This window comes from Rhizobium sp. L1K21 (genome assembly GCF_024055895.1).
Classification (GTDB): Bacteria; Pseudomonadota; Alphaproteobacteria; order Rhizobiales; family Rhizobiaceae; genus Ensifer_A.
On record NZ_JAMXLE010000001.1, the window covers coordinates 1,509,727 to 1,529,664 of the forward strand.

The window sequence follows — 19,938 nt, forward strand, 5'->3', positions numbered from 1 at the left end:
ATCATCCCGTTGAGACCCCGACGCCGCGCTGCTTGGCGTTGGGCTTTCGGTTTTCGGAAATCCGTTCTCCTGAAAAGCGTTATAGCCTCAGACCGAAGACGTCAGCTTCCTTGTGAAACTGGACATCACAGGTGGCGGGGATTTTTTCGTTGACAGGAAAACAAAAATAGAACAAAAAGGGATCAATATAGGAAAAGGAGATAGAAATGCTTGAAGTTTTGCGCGACGCAGCAGCTTTTGCCTCTGTAACTTTGTTCATCGCCTCGCTTTCGGTTATCGTTCTGGCGCTCTAATTTTGTGAACTGGACAACCGGAATTCGGTTTGTTCCGGGTTCCGTCTGGACTTGGCTGCAATCACGCGGACAATGGCGACTCGCATGTGTTAGGCGAGGGCGTATAGATGGCGGAAATTGTGACAGATACTCAGGCAGACGGTTCGGGCGAAAAAGGTCCGGGCTTCGTTCACCTTCGGGTTCACTCCGCCTATTCGCTTCTGGAGGGTGCGCTGCCTCTGAAGAAGATCCTGGCGGCTGCGGTCGCCGATGACCAGCCGGCGATTGCGATTACCGACACAAACAATCTCTTTGTTGCTCTTGAATTTGCGCAAAAGGCTGTTGGCGATGGCGTGCAGCCGATTATCGGATGTCAGCTCTCGGTTGATATGGGATATGCAAAGGAGGGGGATCGACGAGGCAGTTCCACGCTCGAGAAGAAGCCGTCTCTGGTTCTGCTCGCCGAGGATGAAGGCGGATATGCGCGTCTGGTCGAATTCGTCAGCCGGGCCTATCTGCAGGGTGAGGCCAATGAAGAACCCTGTGTTTCGCTCGCCGCTCTTCAAGAGGGGACCGATGGTATTATTTGCCTGACGGGGGCGTCCTCCGGGCCAGTGGACAGATTTTTGCGCGCCGGCAATTCCGAGCTTGCGCGTGAGGCCTTGCAATCGCTTGCGTCTGTTTTTCCGGGCCGGCTTTATGTCGAACTGCAAAGGCAGGCGGGTTATGACCGGCGCCACGAGGCAGCGCTTATTTCACTCGCCTATGATGCCGATTTGCCGCTCGTTGCCACGAACGAGGCGTTCTTTCCGAAGCCCGACGACTTTGATGCACATGATGCTTTGATGGCTGTCGCTCATAATGCCATTGTTTCCGATGATCGCCGCTTCCGCTTGACGCCCGATCATTATCTCAAGAGCCGGAAAGACATGATGGCGCTTTTCGAAGATTTACCGGAGGCCACGGCGAACACGGTCGAGATTGCCAAACGCTGTTCGTTCCTGCTCAAGACCAGAAAGCCGATCCTGCCGCGCTTCACGGGTGCATCTGATGATCCGGAGGAGGCGGAACGGGCCGAAACTGCGGAACTGCGCCGGCAGGCAGTCGACGGTCTGAGGGCGCGAATATCGCATCTCGGTCTTGCTGAAGGCTTTACCGAGCAAGATTATCAGGAGCGGCTGGAATTTGAGCTCGGGATTATCGAGCGCATGCGTTTTCCGGGCTACTTCCTGATCGTCTCGGACTTCATCAAATGGGCCAAGGAGCATGGTATTCCGGTGGGGCCGGGCCGTGGTTCGGGTGCCGGCTCGCTGGTTGCCTATGCGTTGACTGTAACGGACGTCGATCCGTTGCGCTTTTCGCTGCTGTTCGAACGTTTCCTCAATCCGGAACGTGTATCGATGCCTGACTTCGATATCGACTTCTGCCAGGACCGGCGTGACGAGGTCATCCGTTATGTCCAGAAGAAGTACGGACGTGAACAGGTGGCGCAGATCATCACCTTCGGGTCGTTGCAGGCGCGTGCGGCCCTGCGTGACGTTGGTCGCGTGTTGGAGATGCCTTACGGCCAGGTCGACAAGATCTGCAAGCTGGTGCCGAACAATCCCGCCAACCCGACGCCGCTCTACAAGGCGATCGAAGAAGAACCGCGCTTTGCTGAAGAGGCCGAAAAAGAGCCGGTCGTGGGCCGTCTTCTGGACATAGCCCAGAAGCTTGAAGGCCTTTATCGACACGCGTCCACGCACGCAGCCGGCATCGTGATCGGCGACCGCCCGCTCTGGCAGCTTGTGCCAATGTATCGCGATCCGCGCTCGGACATGCCGGTAACCCAGTTCAACATGAAGTGGGTTGAGCAGGCGGGGCTGGTGAAATTCGACTTTCTCGGTCTGAAAACGCTGACCGTGCTCAAGACAGCCGTTGATTTCGTGGCCAAGAGAGGCATCAAGATCGATCTTGCCGGTCTTCCACTGGATGATGAACTGACCTACAAAATGCTCTCCAGAGGCGAGACTGTGGGCGTGTTCCAGGTGGAAAGTGCGGGCATGCGCAAGGCCCTCATAGGCATGCGGCCTGACCGCATCGAGGATATTATTGCACTGGTGGCGCTTTACCGTCCGGGGCCGATGGAAAACATCCCAGTCTATAATGCGCGCAAGCACGGCGAAGAGGAAATCGCCTCCATTCATCCCAAGATCGATTACCTGCTGGCTGAGACACAAGGCGTGATCGTCTATCAGGAACAGGTGATGCAGATTGCGCAGGTGCTTTCCGGTTATTCGCTCGGCGAGGCCGATCTGTTGCGCCGCGCGATGGGCAAGAAGATCAAGGAGGAAATGGACAAGCAGCGGGCGCGCTTCGTGGACGGTGCAGTCGCCAACGGCGTTTCCAAGCCACAGGCGGATATGATTTTCGACCTGTTGGCAAAATTTGCAAATTACGGCTTCAACAAGTCGCACGCCGCGGCTTATGCGATCGTATCCTACCAGACCGCCTACATGAAGGCGCACTACCCGGTCGAGTTTCTCGCAGCGTCGATGACGCTTGATATGGCCAACACCGAGAAAGTGAACGATTTCCGCCAGGATGCGAACCGGCTGGGCATTGAGGTCATTCCCCCGTCCGTGCAGACATCGTTCCGTCATTTCGAGACGGGCGAGAACCGGATTTATTACTCGCTGGCCGCACTGAAGGGTGTTGGTGACGCCGCCGTGGAACATATCGTTGCTGTGCGTGGTGATAAACCGTTTGCCTCGCTTGAGGATTTCTGCCTGCGTATCGATCCGAAGATGATCAACCGGCGCGTTCTCGAAAGCCTGATCTGCGCCGGTGCGCTTGATTGTTTCGGAATAAACCGGGCGGCCTTGCTGGGCGGCATCGAGCGCATCTTGGGCTATGCGCAAAGCGCCAGTGAAGAACGCTCCAGCGGGCAGTTCAACATGTTCGGCGGTGCAGCGACGGGGCCGGAAAAGATCAGCCTTCCCGACTATACACCGCTTTTGCCGTCAGAAGAGCTTCTCCGGGAATTTCAGGTGCTCGGGTTTTATCTGTCGGCGCATCCGCTGGATTCCTACAGGGAGCTGCTCGCGAAGTTGCGCGTTCAAACCTTTGGCGAGTTTTCGCAGGCGGTTCGTCAAGGGGCCGGGGCGGGGCGTTTGGCCGGAACGGTGGTTTCCAAACAGGAACGGAAAACGAAAACCGGCAACAAGATGGGTATCGTGACCTTCTCGGATTCCTCCGGCCAGTTTGAGGCCGTTCTGTTTTCGGAAATGCTCAACCAATACCGTGATCTTCTGGAGCCGGGCAAATCGCTGGTTTTGACAGTGACCGCAGACGAGAGGCCGGAAGGGATAGGCCTGCGTATCCAAACACTGCAGTCGCTGGAAGCGAAATCAGTTGAAATGCAGAAGGCTTTGCGCGTCTATGTTCGTGACTCCGGCCCCTTACGCTCGCTTGCAAACCATCTGAATGCCAAGGGCGACGGCACTGTGTCTTTCATTGTGATCAAGGAGGAAGGACAGCGCGAAATCGAGGTGGAGTTGCCCGGCCGCTACAGGATTTCACCAGAAATCGCGGCGGCCATGAAAGCAACGAATGGTGTTCTCGACGTCGAGCTGGTTTGAGCCGCAATCAATCTCTTGCGGCGCGATCCAGGTCAGCTTTGCGGAGCTTTCCGGGTGAGCGTGATGAAATTTGTTCCCAGTCCGGTCTCAGGCTGATGGCCGGTGTCGGTGATCGTGAGGGCCGAGCCTTCACCCATCAGAGTTGCGATCTTTTTGCGGGCCTCTTCAGGCATATGTATGCGCGCTAGCGCATTCGTTGCGCTGTTGAAGGCAGGATCGTCGGCCTGCTCTATGATGCCCATGCGCGCCTGTTCGCGGGTGCTCAGATGGTTAGCCAGCGAAACGCCGTACCAATTGACTGTCCCGTCTGTCGGTGAAACGTCGCGGGCCTCCATGAAATGTGTACCGAGCGCTTTCTGGGGCTCGTCGATCGTAACGCCGGCTGAATAGATTTCCTTGAAGTTCTCGCGGATCATCACCCGCCCGTTTGCGATCGGTCCCTTCAAGTCGCGAGCTGCGAGAGCCGCGACGAAATCGTCGTCAAGACCCTTACCCGGGGTCAACTGATAAACGGTGCGAAAATCGTTGATGGCCCGAAGAGTAAGGCGGCCAAGGATACCGTCTACTGTCCCGGCATCGTAACCGATCGCATTCAGGCGCTCCTGAATTTCAGCGACGCGATCGCGCTCGCTTGTGCGGGTGATCAGGATGTAAATCGGATCGCGCTGCGCTTCCTGCTTGACGCCCAATTCCGGATTCGGATCATTCATGGCCACTTCGACGGTTTCGTTGCTTGACGAACCGATCGAGGCTCGCAATGGAGCGTCGCTGACCATGGGAACGGCTTCTTCAATCTGCGGCTTCGGCAATGCGCTTCCGCTTAACAGCTGCGGCGTCACCTCAGCATCAGAAATGATCACGTGTGCGCCGCGTTCCGTCATCTCAAAGAGGCTTTTGGCAAATGCGGCAGGCAACCGTACGCAGCCATGGGATGCGGGATAATCGGGTACGCTATTGGATTCGTGAAGCGCAACACCGGACCATGTGATGCGTTGCATCCAGGGCATCGGCGCGTTGCTATAAATATTCGAGCGGTGAAACTTGCGTTTCTCCAGGATGGAGAAGATGCCGGATGGGGTCGTGTGGCCTGGTTTTCCCGTGGAGACTTTCGACTGCGCAACCACGTCCAGTCCATCGTAGACTGTTACCCGTTGCAAGTCTTTCGATACAATGATCTGAAGGGCCTGACCTGTTCCGGCCTCGGCGTGACCGCTCAGTGCCGTAAAGCAAAGGAGGGAAGCCGCAAATACTGGCAGAATACGCATGGGACACCTTTAATACTCGTTATTTTGAGACAATAACGGGGATAGATTAAAGAATATTTGCCTGAATTTCCCAAGGGTTCAACTTTTTTGAGCGGGCTTCGTGGGCGGCGCGCGGAAAGTGTAACCGGTTTCAATGCTTTTCAAGCCGAACTTGTCACGAAGCGAATCCATGGCTGCCTCCGCAGCAGCCCGTCTGCCGGCGTCAAGATCGACCAAATCATGGGGATCGGCCAATTGCGGAGAGCTCAGTGTCGACACGCCAATCCCGATCAGGCGGAATTTTGTGCCGTCCAGCTCCTTGGCGAGCATAAGTTCACCAGCGCGGAATATTCTATCCGCCAATTGGGTCGGGCTTTCCAACGTCAAATTGCGGGTGCGGGATTTGAAGTCCTTTGTTTTCAGCTTCAACGTGACAGTCAGTCCGGCATAACCGGATTTTTTCAGCCGGCGAGAGACTTTTTCGCTCAGCGTTCGCAGGTGTCCTGTCAGTTCTTTCTTGTCGTCTATGTCGTCAAAAAAGGTTGTTTCGGCCGAAACGCTTTTTGCGCCGGAGGATGGGTGAACGTCGCGGCTGTCCTGCCCGCGTGAGAGGTGGTAGAGCCTCTTGCCCATGACGCCGTAGCGGCGCATGAGATCGGTTTCTTCCATGGTCTGAAGCTGGCCGATTTTTGTGATGCCATCGCGCGCCAACGTCTGCTCAAAGGCGCGACCGACACCCCAGATCAGTTTGACCGGCTTATCGGCAAGAAATGTTGGCGCTTCCGCTCTGCCGATGACGGAAAATCCGCGCGGCTTCTCGAGGTCCGATGCAACCTTGGCCAGGAATTTGCAGTAGGAAAGGCCGACGGAAATGGTGATGCCCAGTTCGTTTGTTACGCGATTGGCAAGTCTGGCCAATACGCGCACCGGAGGGTCCCGGTGCAAACGCTCCGTGCCTTTGAGTTCCAGAAAGGCTTCGTCGATTGAAATCGGTTCGACCAGCGGGGTCAGTTCCTGCATGAGTTGGCGAACTTCGCGCCCCACCTTTGCATATTTTTCCATATTCGGTTTTATGACGACGGCGTCTGGGCAAAGCTCCAGCGCTTTAAACATCGGCATGGCGGAACGAACGCCATTTATGCGGGCCACATAACAGGCCGTGGAAACCACACCGCGTTTGCCGCCACCAATGATGACCGGCTTGTCGGCGAGTTCGGGATTATCCCGTTTCTCGACCGAGGCGTAAAAAGCGTCGCAATCAATATGGGCGAGCGTCAGGTCGTTCTGCTCGGGATGGTTCAGGAGACGCGGGCTTCCGCAATACCGGCAACGCTTGGTTGTCGCTGGCTGGTATTCGAGACAGTCTCTGCATAGGAACCTTGCGTCCGTCATGGCAGCCCGGATTTAATAGAACTAAAAGTGAACATGCACACAGTGGACTGTATCATGATCCAGCTTTTTGTGAAGCTGCGGGATCCGAGGAGGCCACAAATAGACAGCATGCGCTCGGCGGCTACGCGTTTGTGATGGCCTGGATTGGTGGTGTTTCAGTAATGCCGAAATGGCCGATGATGTGTGTTTTTGCCTCGGTCCAACTGCGGGCGATTACGGCACCGTTGTCTGCCTTGGGTGCCATTGCGTGGACAGGGCTATCCGGCGGCATATGGATTAACAGACAGTCCGGCAGGTGGTCACCCACGGAGATCACATTGTGGGCCATGTCGTCAATGAACACCGACTTTGAAGGTGAGGCACCCATGATTCGTGCCGCGACCAGTCCCTTTGGTTCGAGCGTGGCCACAAGCGGATAATGAAATCCAAGCGTGTCGAGCAGCGCTCTTCGCTGATTGAGAAAACCGGGTGGCATTGCCGTCAGGAATATGACGTCCGCGTCCTTCGCCAGGAGCTCGAGCGTGGCTGGCGCGTCATCGAACGGCAGTTGCCAATCAGCCTGCGCTTCAAAAAAGTCGTGCAGCATTTTGCGCACAGCCAATTCGTCGATCGCTTCTTCATTCGATGCGCGCACGATGTTTCCGGTCAAGCGAAATGAACGGGGGAGAAAACGGAGTGCATTTGCCTCCAAAAATCGCTGGAAGGGATCGATGAAGGACAGAACGACATCGTCGACATCGCTGATGATAACCGGTCGTCCTGACAATGTTACGCTTTCGAGACCGACCGTTTTCATGCTCCGGTTCCTCCATAGACTGGGCCTGAAAGCTTCTGCCAGGCGGCGTTCACTTCTTCGGGCAACAGACCGTAGGCGCTGCAAAAGGCTAGGAGGCTGGGTTCATGCGCCATCACGAAATCCAGCAGGCCGGCCTGAAACCCCCTGTCCGATACAAGTGCGCGCATGTCCTCCGCCTCCAGACCGCTGAGACTTAAAAACCGTCCCATCATGTCTGATTCTGTGCTTAACCACCCAAGAATGGCAATTGCTATTTCCTCCGCGCTCAGCTTTTCTTCACCCAAAAGCCAATCCTTCCTATTTTTTGTTTCCGCGAGTTACCTTTTATTCAACTAAGTGAGTCTAATCTCACAAGAAATAAGTCGGAATCGCATCGGTATTTGTCCTTAGGTTACCTTGCATTTCGGATAAATGAACCAGGAGGTTGCCGGTCGCATGACGAAAAAAGTGATGATCGTCGAAGATAACGAGCTCAATATGAAGCTCTTCAGAGACCTGATCGAGGCGTCCGGTTATTCCACAGTTCAGACCCGCAATGGCATGGAGGCGCTGGACCTTGCGCGTGAGCACAGGCCAGACCTCATTTTGATGGATATTCAGCTTCCGGAAGTTTCCGGCCTTGAAGTCACAAAATGGCTCAAGGAAGATGACGACCTTCATACGATACCGGTGATTGCTGTCACCGCCTTTGCCATGAAAGGCGATGAGGAGCGCATTCGGCAGGGAGGCTGCGAAGCTTACGTTTCGAAACCAATTTCCGTGCCAAAGTTCCTGGAAACAATCAAAACTTACCTCGGCGACGCCTGAGCGAGAGATAAAATATGACAGCGCGCATTTTAGTCGTTGACGATATTCCAGCCAATGTGAAGCTTCTTGAAGCGAGGCTCATTGCAGAATATTTCGACGTTCTGACGGCGGATAATGGTCTTGATGCGCTGGATCTCTGCTCTAGGACGCAGGTCGATCTCGTGCTTCTGGATATTATGATGCCGGGTATCGATGGGTTTGAAGTTTGCGAGCGGTTGAAGGCCAATCCGCGCACGGCCCATATTCCCGTGGTGATGGTCACAGCGCTTGACCAGCCAGCCGACCGTGTGCGTGGGCTCAAGGCGGGCGCGGACGATTTTCTGACCAAGCCGGTCAACGACCTGCAACTGATGTCACGGGTGAAGAGCCTGTTGAGGCTCAAGGCCTTGAGCGACGAACTGCGCATACGTGCGGAAACGGCGCATTCCTTTGGTGCAATGTCCGCACTCAATAACAAGGTCAATGACGAACCGGGCCGCATTCTGCTTGTTGATGGTCGTGCCAGCTCCCAGGAGCGCGTGTTGAAGATCCTGCGCCCCATTGCAGATGTGACGACCATGTCTGATCCGCAGGCCGCGCTTTTCGAGGCGGCAGACAGCAGCTTCGATCTCATTATCGTCAATACGAATTTTGACGACTACGATCCCTTGAGGTTGTGTTCGCAGTTGCGCTCGCTGGAGCGCACACGCTTTATTCCCGTGCTGCTGATGACGGACGAGGGCGCTGAACATCTTGTGGTTCGAGCGTTGGACCTGGGTGTGAACGATTATATTATGCGCCCGGTCGATCCCAATGAACTGATCGCCCGCAGCCTGACGCAAATCAGGCGCAAGCGCTATAATGAAAAGCTGCGTTCTGATGTCGCCCAGACGATTGAATTGGCGGTGACGGACCCGCTCACCGGGCTGAATAATCGCCGCTATCTGGAAAATCATTTCCAGCTCTTGTTTGATCGTGCGGCGGCACGGGGAAGGGCGCTTTCGGTCTGCATGACCGATATCGACCGGTTCAAGACGATCAACGACACATATGGACACGATGTCGGGGATGAGGTCTTGCGCGAATTTGCGAACCGTATTCGTGCTGCGGTGCGTGGCGCCGATCTGGCCTGTCGTTACGGTGGCGAAGAGTTCGTCGTCGTTATGCCCGATACGTCTTCGGAAGCGGCGGCTGCCATTGCGGAGCGCTTGCGTGAGGCTATCGAAACACAGCCCTTTGAAGTAAAGAGCATCGGCCTGTCATTAAAGGTGACGGCATCTCTGGGTATTGCCTCCAATGCCGGTGCAGTTGCAGGCCCGGAGGGTATGCTCCGCAATGCCGACAAGGCACTTTACGATGCCAAGAATGCCGGACGCAACAGGGTCGTTTCTGCAGCCGCGTGACCTCGGCGGGGCTGTCAGTCGTTGTAATTGCTGAATAAATGCAGCTTTATCCACAAACGAATTGTGATTGGTGCCTCAGTTTCAGCGGCGGGCTCTAGAACAGCCTCGCTGAACGGACTGGAACTCTATCCGTTGGCGAATTGCCATGTCCTTCACCGCTGGTCTCAGTCCTTCAGATGCTTTTTTGGAAACGATTATTATAATCATTTCAGTATCATGGCTGGACAAATCGACGCATTCGTTTTGAGGCGGCACACCTGTTGCTGTGTCGAGACCAAGGCAAAGTCAAAGAGAGACACTTACTGTCTCTCGATGCGTTGGTCGGAAGATTTAATTCGTGAAATTAACCGTGTTGCGCATATGTTTCTTGGAAGAGTTAAGAAAACGTTGATCTTTTTTCTGTTTTGCGCGAATGTTTGGCTCAAGACGGGACGCTCAAGCGTTCAGCTTTACCCCATGATGCTCAGGTCCGCCGCATCTCCTGGGTCGTGGGGTCGGTCGGTTGGTAATGGAATCCGGTTTCCTCGTGCCGTGACCACTGCCAGCCGGCCCCTTATCAAGACCGCCTGTTTTATCGACAGGCGGTCTTTTTTATTTCAATCAAGCATGGGCAACAAAAAAGGGCGCTTGCGCGCCCCCCATAGTCGATCAGAAATAATCAAGTTGTTACTTGATCTTCGCTTCCTTGAATTCGACATGCTTCTTCGCGACCGGATCGTACTTGGTCTTTGTCATCTTTTCGGTCATGGTGCGGCTGTTCTTCTTCGTAACGTAGAAGAAGCCGGTGTCGGCCGTAGACAGCAGCTTGATCTTGATCGTTGTTGCTTTCGCCATGGTGGTCTTGCCTCTAATAAAAATGAAGCCGTGGCAAACCGATTGTGGTCCACGGCGAATTCTGGCGCGAAACTACAAATCGCGCTCGAAAAGTCAAGAGCGTTTCGGCCGGAAAATCAGACGAAGTCCCGATAGAAGCACATAAATGCCAAAGAACACGGCAATTGACCATGCAAATCCGTCTTTCCCGAAGGCATCCATGGCACTGCCGATGGCCTGCGGCCCCACAACCGTTCCCATTGCATAGCAGAAAATGAAAGCCGCATTGGCTGCTGCAAGGTCGGAACCAGTGAGTCGCGCCCCCAAGTGACTGAGGCCGACGGTATATAGGCCGGCAACCGATCCGCCGAAGAAGAGCAACACGACAGCTGTCACGATCCAGTTTTCTATGAGCATAGGCAGGGTGAGCGATCCTGCCAGACCAACGACAGCGATCAAGGACAGAAGACTGCGACGGTCCCGCATCTTGTCTGAAAGCACGCCGATGGGGATCTGGAAGACCATGCTCCCGACCCCCATCATCGTCAACAAGAGCGCAGCCTGGGATTCAGAAAAGCCCGCGCGTGTCGCATAGATGGGAAAGAGGGACAGGCCGCCTGCCTCAACCGCACCGAAGATGAAGACGGCAGCTGTGGCCGTTGGCACCAGGAAGATGTAGCGCATAAAATGGCTTCCGGGCTTCTCGTCGAGGACCGGACATTCGCGCCGCGCGACGAAGACGGGAATCGCCGCGGTCAAAATAATGACGCTGCCGACAGCAAAAGGCAGAAGGCCGTCGCTGCCCAGGATCGAGAAGAGAAGCGGTCCCAGCGCAAAGCCGATAGCAAGGAGGGTTGCATAAACCCCGAGTGCAAAACCTCTCTTGTGCGGTGGCGAGGATGCGTTGATCCAGAATTCGGACAGAATGAACAGCGCGGTAATCGAACCGTGGAACGTGAAACGTAGCGGAAACCAGGCCCAGAAACTCTTGGCGTAGTAGAAGCCGACTGCGCTGATTGCCGCAATCAGCACGGACCAGAGCATCACTGCAGGCACACTGAAACGGTGTGCGAGCTTTGACGTCAATGGTGCAGCGGCCATTGAGGCCAATCCCGCAATCGCCGTGTTGAGCCCTATCAGACTTGAGGGGATTCCTCTTTTTTCAAGGATAATGCTGAGAAGTGGCAATCCCAGGCCGATAGCAAGGCCGACCGCTGTGGCTGAGGTCGAGGCTGCAATAAACGATCTCCAACGGATGTTCTCCGTTGGCGCCTTTTCCCGCGCATTTGATATTTCCATCCCCGGTCCTCAAAGCTCTTCCCGGAAGAATCTCCGATGTCGCACATGGTAGAAAGGCACAGGTCTTCCAAAAGGTAAAGCTGGAGCAATGTCAAGCGTTTCGGCCAGATCACCCAATACGGTGCGCGTAATGGACGGTACCTTTATTGTGCTGTAATCCGCCAATGGCACCCACTCCAGATTTTCCAGCTCGTGGCTAGATTTGGCTGATGCCGGATCAAGATCAACTTCATCGGCAAAGACTGCAAAGAAGCGTGTGTCAAAGCGCTTTATCCGCCCCGGTGGCGTGATGGCTCTGGCGACAAAGCGCAAGTGGGCGATGGAGGGCAGGAAACCGAGCCTGCCTGGCTGTGCAGGCTGGGGCTTACCAATCACAAGTCCCGTCTCTTCGAAGGTTTCGCGTATCGCCGCGACACCCAAAGCCTCGGCGCGGCGTGGATTCATACGCCTGCCGGAAAACTGGAGCAATTTTTCCGCCACAGCCGGATGAAGGCTGTCTGCCCTTGGGCTCGAGTGGTCCGATCGATCTAGCCTTCCGCCGGGAAAGACATAAAATCCCGGCATGAACACATGTTTGTCACTTCGCCGCCCGGCGAGAAAGCGAATCCCGCCTCCAGACCGGTCCAGAATAATCAGTGTCGACGCATCTTTGGGTGCAATATTCGGGTGCTCGCCGGATTTTGCCAGGTGATCGGCCTCCGGCAGGCGTGACTTTACCCCGACGTCCATCACTTGCCCGGTTTCCGGTTTTCTTCGATCGGATCGGGCGTGTCGCCGAAGCCGTGCATGCGAAGCGCCCATTGCAGGCCGATAACGCCGCCTTTTATGGGCTGGATCGTCAAAAGCGAAGTGAGGATCGCCAAGGACACCCACACAACGAGATGCACCCAAAGTGCATCCGGCATCATCGCGTCCGTCAACATATAGGCCGTCATGAGAACGTGTCCGACAACAACAATCACGAGGTAGGGCGGGAGGTCATCGGAGCGTTCATGGAAAAGCTCTTCGCCGCATGCAGGGCAGATGTCGACCGGCTTCAGAAAGGCGCGAAAGAGGCGCGCACTGCCGCAAGCGGGGCAGGTATTGAGAATGCCGCGCTTGATCGAGCGCCCCAGCGGCCGCGGTTCCTTGGCGGCGACGTTTTCAACGAAGTCATGGCGTTCCATATCTCTACCTATCTGCGGCCGCGTTTGGGACGCGTTCCCGGCTTCTTGTTCGGTCGCCTCCCGGATTTGTGGAAGGATCGTATGGCGGTCGGCATTTTGCGGCCTTCACTCAGCATTTCAAACCTCAATGCACCCGCAAGCGGGGCAGCTTCTGCGAGCCGAACACTCACACTATCCCCCAGCCGGTATCCGAGACCTGTCTTTTCGCCAGTCAAGGCCTGGTGCGCTTCATCATATATGAAGTAGTCACTCCCCAGTGTCGAGATCGGTACAAAACCATCGGCGCCATATTGCGGCAATGCGATAAAAAGTCCCGCCCTGGTGACACCGGATACCTGCCCGTCAAATTCTTCCCCCACCCGACCGGCGAGATAGTGTGCAACGAGACGATCGACGGTGTCGCGTTCGGCAGCCATGGCGCGGCGCTCGAAGGTGGAGATTTCCGCGGCAATATCGTCCAGCGCCTCTTCTTCCTTTGGCGTGATGGCACCTTCACCAAGCCCGAGCGCGCCAACGAGCGCCCGATGCACAATCAGGTCCGCATATCGACGGATCGGCGAGGTGAAATGGGCGTATTTCATCAGATTGAGGCCGAAGTGACCGATATTCTCCGGACTGTAGATCGCCTGGCTCTGCGAGCGCAACACCATTTCCGACACCATGGTTTCATGCGGTGTGCCATGCGCTTGCGCAAGAATCCCGTTGAAATGGTTGGCGCGCAGATTTCCGCCCTTGGCGAGGTTCATGTTGAGCGTGCCGAGAAACTCGCGCAGCACTTCCTGCTTGGCAAGGGAGGGAACATCGTGCACGCGATAGATCAGCGGTTGGCGCTTTTTCTCCAGTGTTTCGGCCGCGCAGACATTGGCCTGGATCATCATCTCTTCAATCAGACGGTGGGCTTCAAGCCGTGGCGGCACGAACACTCGGTCAACGGTGCCGTCTTCCTTCAAAAGCAGCTTGCGCTCGGGAAGGTCCAGATCGAGCGGCTGACGGCGGTCTCTGCCCTTGGCCATGATCTTGTAGGCATGCCACAGGGGTTTTAGGACACTCTGGAGAATCGGCGCCGTTTTATCGTCCGGCTCTCCATCGAATGCGGCTTGGGCCTGCTGGTAGGAAAGCTTGGCCAGGCTTTTCATCATCACCCGATGGAAGGTGTGGCTTGCCTTGCGCCCTTCATGAGAGAAAACCATGCGCACGGCAAGGGCAGGGCGGTCTTCGCCCTCGCGCAATGAGCAAAGGTTGTTGGAGATACGCTCGGGCAACATGGGCACGACGCGATCAGGGAAATAGACCGAGTTGCCGCGTTTTAACGCTTCGCGATCCAGAGCTGAATTCGGACGGACATACCAGGACACATCGGCAATTGCCACGGTGACAATGACGCCGCCCGGATTGTCCGGAGAGGTATCCTCCTCGGCGAATACGGCGTCGTCGTGATCCTTGGCATCCGCTGGGTCGATGGTGATCAGCGGAACGGAACGCCAGTCTTCACGTTTGACGAAATCGGCAGGCTTGGCCTCTTCCGCTTCCCGGATCACGCTGTCCGGGAATATATGGGGAATTCCGTGTGCATGAATGGCAATCATCGAGATTGCCTTTTCCGATGCGACCGATCCGATGACCGAGAGGACCTTGGCGCGCGGCAGGCCATAACGCCCGATGCGTGTTGTCTCGATCTCGACGAGATCGCCGTCTTTTGCGTCTCCGATGAATTCCGGATCGACCGTCAGTTCGTCGCCGCGCCGCTCAATGGGTACAATACGCCCCGCACCGCCCGGCATATCCCGAAAGACACCCATCGTTGCGTTTTTCCGCTTGTCGATGACCTTGATGATGCGCGCGCTATAGGCCGGCCCGTCTTTGTCCTTGCTGGGAAAGATGCGGGCCAAAACTCTGTCGCCAATGCCGGCAGCCGGCGTTTTCTTCCGTCCGTTGGAAGGGGACTGACGGACGGTGACGGCCGGGGCCACACCGTCTTCCAGCCATTCTGCGGGCCGAGCGAGCAGACCGCCATCGCTGTCTCTGGTGGTAATGTCGAGAACGGTCACGGGGGGAAGTGCGCCAGGTCTGACGAGCGTTTTTCGGCGCTTCTCCACCAGGCCATCGTCTTCCAAGTCCCTTAGCAAATCCTTCAGTTCAATACGTGCTCCACCTTTCAGGCCGAAAGCCTTGTAGAGTTCACGTTTGGAAGCCTTTTCGGGATGCTCGGCGATGAACCGCAAGATGACCTCACGGGGCGGCACTTCACCGTGGCGGAATTCTGGCTCCCGACCAACAGAAGCATCCTCGGAGCCGCGCTTTGGTCCTGAGCCTTCAATCCTGTTTCGCGGCTTTTTGCTCACGGTCACTCTTTCTTGGTTTTCTTCTTGGCAGCTTTTTTGGGCGCAGCTTTTTTCGGTTTGCCCTTGCCTGCCTTCTCGGAAATGAGCTGCAACGCTTCTTCCTGTGTCACCGATTGAGGATCTTTGCCTTTCGGCAGCGTGGCGTTCACCTTACCCCAATTGACGTAGGGTCCGTAGCGGCCATCACGCACGGTGATGGCGCCGCCATCGGGATGGTCTCCAAGCTCCTTGAGCGCTGTGGTCGCCGTGCGTCCACGACCCCCACCTTTCGACTGCTTTTCAGCCAGCACGGTGACGGCGCGGTTGAGACCAATGGAAAAGACATCCTCAACCGATTCGAGGTTTGCATAGGTGCCATCGTGCAGAACGAATGGCCCGTAACGTCCGATGCCGGCGGAAATCATCTTGCCGGACTCCGGATGCTGGCCCACATCACGAGGAAGCGACAGAAGAGAAAGCGCTTTTTCCAGGTCGATGCTATCCGGTGTCCAGCCCTTGGGCAGGCTGGCGCGCTTGGCTTCCTTGCCGTCGCCTGCCTGGACATAGGGACCAAACCGGCCAGAGCGCAGCGTGATCTCATCGCCCGTCAGCGGGTCTGTTCCAAGCTGCGATGGCTCATTCGAGGCCGCAGCATCAGCCCCGTTCCCGTCTGAGGTCAACTGGCGCGTGAAATTGCAATCCGGATAATTGGAGCAGCCGACGAATGCGCCGTATTTGCCAAGTTTGAGCGAAAGCTGACCGGTGCCACAAACCTGGCAGATGCGTGGATCAGATCCGTCTTCGCGCTTGGGAAAGACCAGCGGTGCCAGTTCCTCGTTCAGCGCATCCAGCACATTGGTGACGCGCAGTTCCTTGGTTTCGTCGATCTTGGCGACGAACTCGGTCCAGAATTCGCGCAGAACGTCTTTCCAGTCCAATTCGCCGGCAGAAATCCTGTCGAGCTTTTCTTCCAGCGCGGCCGTGAAATCATACTCCACATAGCGGGCGAAGAAGCTTTCCAGGAACGCTGTCACCAGCCGGCCCTTGGGTTGCGGGAAGAGTTTGCGCTTGTCGATCGTGACATACTCGCGGTCGCGCAGCGTCGCGAGCGTCGCAGCATAGGTTGAAGGTCGACCGATCCCGAGCTCTTCCATCTTCTTGATCAGCGATGCTTCACTGTAGCGCGGTGGCGGTTCGGTGAAATGCTGTGTCGCATTGATCTTTTCGCGTGCCAGCTTTTCGCGTGCGTTGACCTCCGGCAGGCGCTTGTCGTCGCCGTCATCATCGCTGACCGGATCGTCGTCTTCCCTCTGATCGGTGTAAGCGGCAATGAAACCATCGAAGCGGACAACAGAACCGGTCGCGCGCAGTCCCGCCTTGCGGCCGTTTCCATCGGCGAGGATTTCCACAGTTGTCCGCTCAATTTCGGCTGCGGCCATCTGGCTGGCAATGCCGCGCTTCCAGATCAGGTCGTAGAGTTTGAGCTGATCGGCGTCGAGGTACTTGCGGACCTTGTCGGGGGAACGTGCGAAATCTGTCGGCCTGATGGCCTCGTGCGCTTCCTGCGCATTTTTCGCCTTGGTCGAATAAAATCTCGGCTTTTCCGGGCAGTAGCGACTTCCGAACTGGTCAACGATGGCCGCTCTTGCGGCTTCGATTGCCTCAGGTGCCATCTGCACGCCGTCGGTACGCATATAGGTGATGAGACCGACTGTCTCGCCACCGATATCGATACCCTCATAGAGCCGCTGGGCAACCTGCATCGTGCGCGAGGCCGAGTAGCCGAGCTTTGAGGACGCTGCCTGCTGCAATGTTGACGTTGTGAAGGGGGGAGCTGGATTGCGCTTAACCGGCTTTGCTTCAACCGATTCCGCAACATAGGAAGCGCCTTCCAGCAAGGCTTTCAGGTCGCCGGCTGTGTCGCCATTGCCAATCGAATTTTTTTGGAGCCTTTTTCCGTCGACGGATACGAGGCGTGCTTCGAAACTGTCGTTGCGCGGTGTCTGCAAGATGGCAGAAATCTGCCAATACTCTTCCGATACGAAACGTTCGATCTCGTTTTCGCGGTCGCAGACAAGCCGCAGGGCAACGGATTGCACGCGACCAGCCGATCGTGCGCCAGGCAGTTTGCGCCACAGGACCGGCGATAGATTGAAGCCGACGAGATAATCCAGCGCGCGACGGGCGAGATAGGCGTTGACCAGCGGAGTATCAATGTCTCGCGGGTTGGCCATGGCATCAAGCACGGCCTTTTTGGTGATCGCATTAAAGACAACACGTTTGACCGGCTTCTTTCCCAGCGCGCGGCGCTTCTGAAGCAGGTCAAGCACGTGCCACGAAATCGCTTCACCTTCGCGATCAGGGTCCGTTGCGAGGAACAGACCGTCAGCGGATTTAACCGCATCGGCAATATCTTTCACCCGTTTTGCAGAGGCGGCATCGACAGCCCAGGACATTTCAAAATCGTCATCCGGCAGCACTGAGCCGTCTTTTGCCGGCAAGTCACGGACGTGCCCGAAAGACGCCAGGACCTTATAGCCTGGTCCAAGATATTTATTGATGGTTTTTGCCTTTGCAGGCGACTCTACCACTACGACATTATTCATTTTGTCTTCCTGAATGAGGTCCGCCGACTGCACTGGCAACACAACGCTCATTCGATTTTCTGCCTTATCTTGTCCCACGAAATGGACAGTGAATGCGTTTCGGTCAAGTGGATTTGCCGATTTTTCGGAAAATGCCGCAGCAATACAACCTATGGGGGATTCCGATTGTGTTGCAATTAAAGATAAATATAGTATTGTCGATCCAAATTAGAATTGCAGGTAAAAGTGCCTGCTTTTAAACATTTTGTGCAAGGAATTTGCGATGACTTTGAATATGGAACGGACTGAAAAGCCTCGCAAACCGGATCAGGACAACATTGCCTATATCAGACAGATGCTGGGGGAGCTGCGGATGGTTGCAAAGGGCGAAGGTGCGGACGTTCTTTGTTACTTCATCGAGATGGCCTACGTGGAAGCTGGTGACATTCAAAATGGCCGCCGGCCGCTTGGATCAGCCAATGTCAAGGGAGACAAGGCCGCCGGGGTGTCTGCTTAGGCGACCGGCAAGATCGAGTTCCAGCAACACCATATAGACCGATGCTGCAGAAAGCTCCGTGTGGCGAATAATATCATCGATCTCCACCGGCGTAGGCCCCAGGGCGCTAACGATGCGTTCTCTTTCGCTTTCCCCGGGAGGCACGATTTGGCTGCTTTCCTTTTCCCATTCCGGTTCGGTGACTTTCGGTTGGGAAAACAAATCGATCTGGCTGATCGGCGCCAGCGCTTCAAGCACGTGTGACGGTTCAGCGATTAAAGTGGCACCATTGCGGATCAGTTCATTCGTGCCTTTGCTGCGTGGATCAAGCGGCGAACCCGGCACGGCGAAGACGATTCGGCCAAAATCCGCCGCACGGCGTGCGGTGATCAGCGATCCTGAACGCACGGCGGCCTCAACCACTGCAACACCCAGTGCAACGCCGGCGATGAGGCGATTTCGACGCGGAAAGTCGCGAGCGCGCGGCTCCCACCCGAATGGCATTTCGCTGACGGCGAGGCCTCCATTGGCACAGATGTCTTCGTAGAGGCGGAGGTTTTCCGGCGGGTAGGGCATGTCCAGCCCGCCCGCAAAGCATGCGATCGTACCGGTTGAGAGACTGGCGCGGTGCGCTGCCGTATCGATGCCGCGCGCCAGCCCCGATACGATCGCGTAACCGGCCCTGCCACACTCAGCTGCAATGAGGCTGGCAAATTTTGCACCGGAGATGGAGGCGTTTCGCGAACCGACGATACCGAGTGCAGGTCGTACGGTCACATTCGTCTCACCTTTGACAGCCAGAAGCGGTGGTGCCCCGTCGATTTGTCGCAGAGCCCAGGGATATTCAGGCTCACCAATGCCGACAAAGCGCGCGCCAAAACGGTGCGCGCGCTCCATCTCTGCGATCGCCTCTGCTTCAGTGGTTACCCGAATCGATCGTGTTGAACCGCCGCGCTGCGAAAGCTCGGGAAGCATTCCCAGCGCATTCTCCGCAGAACCAAAACTGTTGACGAGGTCCTTGAAGGTAACGGGCCCAACATTGTCGGAGCGAATGAGGCGAAGCCAGGCAATCCTTTGCCTTTCGGAGAGATGGATCCCCTTTGGCTTCGCGCCGCCCTCGTTCATTATCCCTTGTCCCCGATTTTGCTCTCTGTTCCTGCCAGGAGCTTCTTGATGTTGGGTCGGTGCTTCCACCAGGTGATGATTGTCATCAACGCCAGTGCAGCCGCGGTGAACTGATTGCCAATGAACAATTCTACAACCGGGGCAATCAATGTTGCAACCAGCGCGGATAGGGAGGAGTAGCGGCTGATAAAGGCGGTGGCGAGCCATGCCAGTGCGAAGGCCAGCGCAACCCACGGTGCCATTCCCAGCAATACGCCGATATAGGTTGCTACACCCTTGCCGCCCTTGAAACCGATCCAAACGGGAAACAGGTGACCGAGGAAGGCTGCAAAACCGGCGATCACACCGAGCTCCAGGCCAAGCTGACCGGCAATGAGCGCTGCAGCCGTGCCTTTGAAGGCGTCAAGAAGCAAGGTTGCGGCAGCGAGCTTCTTGTTGCCGGTGCGCAGGACATTCGTCGCGCCGATGTTTCCCGAGCCGATCTTGCGAACGTCGCCCAGGCCGGCAAACTTCGTCAGCAGCAGACCGAAAGGAATGGAGCCCAGCAGATAGCCACCAAGGGCGGCCCAGAGGAAGGGAAGATATGCAATCATAAAAAACTCCGGCGAGCATGTTCTGCT

General features: G+C 56.2%; 15 protein-coding genes and 1 pseudogene. 4 read left to right on the top strand and 12 right to left on the bottom strand.

Annotation, left to right across the window (positions count from 1 at the left end):
• Positions 1 to 412: 412 nt before the first annotated feature.
• Positions 413 to 3,892, top strand: coding sequence for a DNA polymerase III subunit alpha (gene dnaE, locus NHF56_RS07235; RefSeq protein WP_373456260.1), 3,480 nt, complete (start codon positions 413 to 415; stop codon positions 3,890 to 3,892).
• A 32-nt stretch (positions 3,893 to 3,924) separates the two neighbouring features.
• Here dnaE and NHF56_RS07240 read toward each other — a convergent pair whose 3' ends face one another.
• The 4 genes from NHF56_RS07240 to NHF56_RS07255 form a co-directional block, all read right to left on the bottom strand.
• Entirely contained in the window at positions 3,925 to 5,157 is a 1,233-nt protein-coding gene (locus NHF56_RS07240) for a L,D-transpeptidase family protein (RefSeq protein ID WP_252802928.1), read from the bottom strand.
• Positions 5,158 to 5,235: 78 nt separating this feature from the next.
• A complete protein-coding gene (locus NHF56_RS07245) occupies positions 5,236 to 6,528 on the bottom strand; it encodes a DNA polymerase IV (RefSeq protein ID WP_252802930.1) in 1,293 nt (430 codons plus the stop codon).
• A gap of 121 nt (positions 6,529 to 6,649) precedes the next feature.
• On the bottom strand, positions 6,650 to 7,324 hold the full coding sequence (locus NHF56_RS07250) for a hypothetical protein (protein WP_252802932.1): 675 nt from the start codon (positions 7,322 to 7,324) through the stop codon (positions 6,650 to 6,652).
• On the bottom strand, positions 7,321 to 7,608 hold the full coding sequence (locus NHF56_RS07255; protein ID WP_256995382.1) for a DUF3572 domain-containing protein: 288 nt from the start codon (positions 7,606 to 7,608) through the stop codon (positions 7,321 to 7,323). The genes NHF56_RS07250 and NHF56_RS07255 overlap by 4 nt, the downstream gene beginning before the upstream one ends.
• Before the next feature lie 151 nt (positions 7,609 to 7,759).
• Here NHF56_RS07255 and NHF56_RS07260 point away from each other — a divergent pair, with 151 nt between their 5' ends.
• Together NHF56_RS07260 and NHF56_RS07265 are read left to right on the top strand one after the other, a co-directional pair.
• Positions 7,760 to 8,131 carry a response regulator gene (locus tag NHF56_RS07260; RefSeq protein WP_252802934.1) on the top strand — a complete coding sequence of 124 codons (372 nt, stop codon included), beginning with the start codon at positions 7,760 to 7,762 and terminating at the stop codon, positions 8,129 to 8,131.
• A gap of 14 nt (positions 8,132 to 8,145) precedes the next feature.
• Positions 8,146 to 9,513 (top strand): PleD family two-component system response regulator, encoded by a 1,368-nt coding sequence (locus NHF56_RS07265; protein ID WP_252802936.1) that lies wholly within the window; start codon positions 8,146 to 8,148, stop codon positions 9,511 to 9,513.
• Between the two features lie 666 nt (positions 9,514 to 10,179).
• Here NHF56_RS07265 and rpmG read toward each other — a convergent pair.
• The 6 genes and pseudogenes from rpmG to topA all read right to left on the bottom strand — a co-directional run.
• Positions 10,180 to 10,347, bottom strand: a complete 168-nt coding sequence (gene rpmG, locus NHF56_RS07270; protein WP_252802937.1) for a 50S ribosomal protein L33 — start codon at positions 10,345 to 10,347, stop codon at positions 10,180 to 10,182.
• A 93-nt stretch (positions 10,348 to 10,440) separates the two neighbouring features.
• Positions 10,441 to 11,625, bottom strand: a complete 1,185-nt coding sequence (locus NHF56_RS07275; protein ID WP_252802939.1) for an MFS transporter — start codon at positions 11,623 to 11,625, stop codon at positions 10,441 to 10,443.
• Between the two features lie 9 nt (positions 11,626 to 11,634).
• Positions 11,635 to 12,354, bottom strand: a complete 720-nt coding sequence (locus NHF56_RS07280; protein WP_252804896.1) for an NUDIX hydrolase — start codon at positions 12,352 to 12,354, stop codon at positions 11,635 to 11,637.
• Positions 12,354 to 12,791: a DUF983 domain-containing protein gene (locus tag NHF56_RS07285; RefSeq protein ID WP_252802941.1), complete on the bottom strand. Its 438-nt coding sequence runs from the start codon at positions 12,789 to 12,791 to the stop codon at positions 12,354 to 12,356. The genes NHF56_RS07280 and NHF56_RS07285 overlap by 1 nt, the downstream gene beginning before the upstream one ends.
• Positions 12,792 to 12,799: 8 nt before the next feature.
• Positions 12,800 to 15,133 (bottom strand): ribonuclease R, encoded by a 2,334-nt coding sequence (gene rnr, locus NHF56_RS07290; RefSeq protein ID WP_373456261.1) that lies wholly within the window; start codon positions 15,131 to 15,133, stop codon positions 12,800 to 12,802.
• Between the two features lie 5 nt (positions 15,134 to 15,138).
• Positions 15,139 to 17,718, bottom strand: a pseudogene (gene topA, locus NHF56_RS07295) (type I DNA topoisomerase); the annotation flags it as partial.
• Positions 17,719 to 17,980: 262 nt separating this feature from the next.
• Between topA and NHF56_RS07300 the strand changes: the two are divergent.
• On the top strand, positions 17,981 to 18,214 hold the full coding sequence (locus tag NHF56_RS07300; RefSeq protein WP_252802945.1) for a hypothetical protein: 234 nt from the start codon (positions 17,981 to 17,983) through the stop codon (positions 18,212 to 18,214).
• On the opposite strand, the gene dprA is transcribed toward NHF56_RS07300, so the two are convergent.
• Together dprA and plsY are read right to left on the bottom strand one after the other, a co-directional pair.
• The gene (gene dprA / locus NHF56_RS07305) at positions 18,170 to 19,318 is read right to left on the bottom strand and encodes a DNA-processing protein DprA (protein ID WP_252802947.1); all 1,149 of its coding nucleotides are present in this window, start codon (positions 19,316 to 19,318) and stop codon (positions 18,170 to 18,172) included. The two genes, NHF56_RS07300 and dprA, sit on opposite strands and share 45 nt — an antisense overlap.
• Entirely contained in the window at positions 19,318 to 19,911 is a 594-nt protein-coding gene (plsY, locus tag NHF56_RS07310; RefSeq protein ID WP_252802949.1) for a glycerol-3-phosphate 1-O-acyltransferase PlsY, read from the bottom strand. The genes dprA and plsY overlap by 1 nt, the downstream gene beginning before the upstream one ends.
• Positions 19,912 to 19,938 lie beyond the last annotated feature (27 nt).